The organism is Streptomyces calidiresistens (genome assembly GCF_014141525.1).
Taxonomy (GTDB): domain Bacteria; phylum Actinomycetota; class Actinomycetes; order Streptomycetales; family Streptomycetaceae; genus Streptomyces; species Streptomyces calidiresistens.
This window is the reverse complement of record NZ_VKHS01000452.1, coordinates 1-4,582: the sequence shown is the minus strand read 5'-3', so window position 1 is coordinate 4,582 and position 4,582 is coordinate 1. Positions and strand designations below refer to the sequence as shown.

Sequence of the window (4,582 nt, the reverse complement as noted above, 5' to 3'; positions counted from 1 at the left end):
GTCCAGCACACCATGGTGGACACCGGGCTGCTGGACTGGGCCGGGGTCGCGGAGCGGATGTCCCACCGGCCCGCACGACCAGGAAGGCGCACGATGACGACCTCCCTCCCCTCCGAGACGAAGAGCCCCGGCACCGCGTCCGGACCGGCCCTGCTGGTCCTGGAGGACGGCCGCGTCTTCCGCGGTCGCGCCTGGGGCGCCGTCGGCGAGACCTTCGGCGAGGCGGTGTTCTCCACCGGCATGACCGGCTACCAGGAGACGCTGACCGACCCCTCCTACCACCGCCAGGTGGTGGTCATGACCGCTCCCCACATCGGCAACACCGGGGTGAACGACGAGGACCCGGAGTCGATCCGGATCTGGGTCTCCGGCTTCGTGGTCCGCGACCCCGCCCGCCGACCCTCCAACTGGCGCTCCCGCCGCAGCCTCGACGAGGAACTGGCGGCGCAGGGCGTGGTGGGCATCAGCGGGGTGGACACCCGGGCCCTCACCCGTCACCTGCGCGAGCGGGGCGCCATGCGGGTGGGCATCTTCTCCGGCCCCGCCGTCGAGGGCGCCGACCCGCGGGCGCTGGTCGACCGGGTGCGGGCGATCCCGGCGATGAAGGGCGCCGACCTCTCCGCCGAGGTGGCCTGCACCGAGCCCTACGTGGTGCCGGCGGTCGGGGAGAAGCGGTTCACCGTCGCCGCGGTGGACCTCGGCATCAAGGGCATGACCCCGCGGCGCATGGCCGAGCGCGGCATCGAGGTGCACGTGCTGCCGGCGACCGCCTCGGTGGAGCAGGTGCTGGGGGTGGCGCCGGGCGGTCCGGACGGCGTGTTCTTCTCCAACGGTCCGGGTGACCCGGCCGCCGCCGACCACCCCGTGGCCCTGATGCGCGCGGTGTTGGAGCGCCGCATCCCGCTGTTCGGGATCTGCTTCGGCAACCAGATCCTGGGACGCGCGCTGGGCTTCGGCACCTACAAGCTCAAGTACGGTCACCGGGGCATCAACCAGCCGGTGCAGGACCGTACGACGGGGAAGGTGGAGGTCACCGCCCACAACCACGGCTTCGCCGTGGACGCCCCCCTGGACGAGGTCTCGCGGACACCCTTCGGACGGGCGGAGGTCTCGCACGTCTGCCTGAACGACAACGTCGTGGAGGGACTGCGTCTGCTCGACCGTCCCGCCTTCAGCGTCCAGTACCACCCCGAGGCGGCGGCCGGTCCGCACGACGCCGCCTACCTGTTCGACCGCTTCGTTTCCCTGATGGAGGCCCAGCGTGCCTAAGCGCACCGACATCCGATCCGTCCTGGTCATCGGCTCGGGCCCGATCGTCATCGGTCAGGCGGCCGAGTTCGACTACTCCGGCACCCAGGCGTGCCGGGTGCTCAAGGCCGAGGGCCTGAGGGTCGTCCTGGTCAACTCCAACCCGGCCACGATCATGACCGATCCGGAGATCGCCGACGCCACCTACGTCGAGCCGATCACCCCGGAGTACGTCGAGAGGATCATCGCCAGGGAACGGCCGGACGCCCTGCTGCCGACCCTCGGCGGCCAGACGGCCCTGAACACCGCCATCGCCCTGCACGACGCCGGAACCCTCAAGCGGTACGGGGTCGAGCTGATCGGCGCCGACGTGGAGGCGATCAACAAGGGCGAGGACCGCGACCTGTTCAAGGAGGTCGTGGAGGCCGTGCGGCGGAAGATCGGGCACGGCGAGTCCGCCCGCTCGGTGATCTGCCACTCCATGGACGAGGTCATCGCGGGGGTGGAGACCCTCGGCGGCTATCCCGTGGTGGTCCGCCCCTCCTTCACCATGGGGGGCGCCGGCTCCGGCTTCGCCCACGACGAGGAGGAACTGCGCCGCATTGCCGGTCAGGGCCTCACGCTCTCCCCGACCACCGAGGTCCTCCTGGAGGAGTCCATCCTCGGTTGGAAGGAGTACGAGCTGGAGCTGATGCGCGACCGGAACGACAACGTGGTGGTCGTCTGCTCCATCGAGAACCTCGACCCGATGGGCGTGCACACCGGTGACTCCATCACCGTCGCCCCCGCGATGACCCTGACCGACCGCGAGTACCAGATCCTGCGCGACGTGGGCATCGCGGTCATCCGCGAGGTCGGGGTGGACACCGGTGGCTGCAACATCCAGTTCGCGGTCAACCCCGAGGACGGCCGTGTCGTCGTCATCGAGATGAACCCCCGGGTCTCCCGCTCCTCGGCCCTCGCCTCCAAGGCCACCGGCTTCCCGATCGCGAAGATCGCCGCCAAGCTGGCCATCGGGTACACCCTGGACGAGATCCCCAACGACATCACCGAGGAGACCCCGGCCTCCTTCGAGCCGACCCTCGACTACGTCGTGGTCAAGGTGCCGCGGTTCGCGTTCGAGAAGTTCCCGGCCGCCGACGCCGGTCTGACCACCACCATGAAGTCCGTCGGTGAGGCGATGGCCATCGGCCGCAACTTCACCGAGGCGCTGAACAAGGCGCTGCGCTCGCTGGAGAAGAAGGACTCGCAGTTCTCCTTCACCGGTGACCCCGGTGACCGCGACGAGCTGTTGGCCCTCTCCGGTCGTCCGACCGACGGGCGGCTGTCGACCGTCATGCGGGCCATCCGCGCCGGCGCCACGCCCGAACAGGTCTTCGAGGCCACCCACATCGATCCCTGGTTCGTGGACCAGCTCTTCCTGATCCACGAGATCGCCGAGGAGATCGCCGGCGCTCCCCGGCTCGACGCCGACCTGCTGCGCCACGCCAAGCGCCACGGCTTCTCCGACCGGCAGATCGGTGAGTTGCGCGACCTGCGCGAGGACGTGGTGCGCGAGGTCCGGCACGCGCTGGGGGTGCGCCCGGTCTACAAGACCGTCGACACCTGCGCCGCCGAGTTCGCCGCCCGCACGCCGTACTTCTACTCCTCCTACGACGAGGAGAACGAGGTCGCGCCCCGGGAGAGGCCGGCCGTCATCATCCTGGGCTCGGGGCCCAACCGCATCGGCCAGGGCATCGAGTTCGACTACTCCTGCGTCCACGCCTCCTTCGCCCTGGGCGAGGCCGGCTACGAGACCGTGATGGTCAACTGCAACCCCGAGACCGTCTCCACCGACTACGACACCTCCGACCGGCTGTACTTCGAGCCGCTCACCCTGGAGGACGTCCTGGAGGTCGTGCACGCCGAGCGGGAGGCGGGCCCGATCGCCGGTGTGATCGTCCAGCTCGGCGGCCAGACGCCGCTGGGCCTGGCCCAGGCGCTCAAGGACAACGGGGTGCCGATCGTCGGCACCCCGCCGGAGGCCATCCACGCGGCCGAGGACCGGGGCGCCTTCGGCCGGGTCCTCGCCGAGGCGGGCCTGCCCGCCCCCAAGTACGGCACCGCCTTCTCCTTCGAGGAGGCCGCCGCCATCGCCGCCGGCATCGGCTACCCGGTGATGGTGCGCCCCAGCTACGTGCTGGGCGGACGGGGCATGCAGATCGTCTACGACGAGGTCTCCCTCGCGGAGTACCTGCGCCGGCACGCCGGCCTGATCTCCGAACACCCCGTGCTGATCGACCGGTTCCTCGACGACGCCATCGAGATCGACGTCGACGCCCTGTACGACGGCGAGGAGCTGTACCTGGGCGGGGTGATGGAGCACATCGAGGAGGCCGGCATCCACTCCGGCGACTCGGCCTGTGCCCTGCCGCCGATCACCCTGGGCGGTCACGACATCAAGCGGCTGCGCGCCTCCACCACCGCCATCACCGCGGGGGTCGGGGTGCGCGGACTGATCAACATCCAGTTCGCGCTGGTGGGGGACATCCTCTACGTCCTGGAGGCCAACCCCCGCGCCTCGCGGACGGTCCCCTTCACCTCCAAGGCGACCGGTGTGCCCCTGGCCAAGGCGGCGGCCCGCATCTCCCTGGGAGCCACGATCGCCGAGCTGCGGGCCGAGGGCCTGCTGCCGGCCGAGGGGGACGGCGGCACCCTGCCGCTGGACGCGCCGATCTCCGTCAAGGAGGCGGTGATGCCGTGGTCCCGCTTCCGGGACGTGCACGGTCGGGGCGTGGACACCGTGCTGGGCCCGGAGATGCGCTCCACCGGCGAGGTGATGGGCATCGACGCCGTCTTCGGCACCGCCTACGCCAAGTCCCAGGCCGGTGCCTACGGCGCCCTGCCCACCGGCGGGCGGGCCTTCGTCTCGGTCGCCAACCGCGACAAGCGCGCCGTGATCTTCCCCGCCCGCGAACTGGCCGCCATGGGCTTCGAACTGCTGGCCACCTCCGGTACGGCCGAGGTGCTGCGCCGCAACGGCATCGCCGCCACGGTGGTGCGCAAGCAGAGCGAGGGCGAGGGGCCGAACGGCGAGCGGACCATCGTGGGACTCATCCACGACGGCGAGGTCGATCTGATCGTCAACACCCCCTACGGCACCGGTGGGCGCCTGGACGGCTGGGACATCCGCACCGCGGCCGTCGCCCGGTCGGTGCCCTGCCTGACCACCGTGCAGGCCCTGGCCGCCGCGGTGCAGGGCATCGGAGCCCTCAACAGCGGAGAGGTCGGGGTCGGCTCCCTCCAGGAGCACGCCGAGCGGCTGCGCGCCCCGCGCGACTGACCCACCCGCCCG

At 71.1% G+C, this 4,582-nt stretch carries 2 protein-coding genes; both read left to right on the top strand.

Going from position 1 to position 4,582, the window contains the following annotated elements; all coding sequences use genetic code 11:
- Nucleotides 1-93 precede the first annotated feature (93 nt).
- A complete protein-coding gene (gene carA / locus FOE67_RS17400) occupies nucleotides 94-1,269 on the top strand; it encodes a glutamine-hydrolyzing carbamoyl-phosphate synthase small subunit (RefSeq protein WP_182665335.1) in 1,176 nt (391 codons plus the stop codon).
- Nucleotides 1,262-4,570 (top strand): carbamoyl-phosphate synthase large subunit, encoded by a 3,309-nt coding sequence (gene carB / locus FOE67_RS17395; RefSeq protein ID WP_182665332.1) that lies wholly within the window; start codon nucleotides 1,262-1,264, stop codon nucleotides 4,568-4,570. The genes carA and carB overlap by 8 nt, the downstream gene beginning before the upstream one ends.
- Nucleotides 4,571-4,582 lie beyond the last annotated feature (12 nt).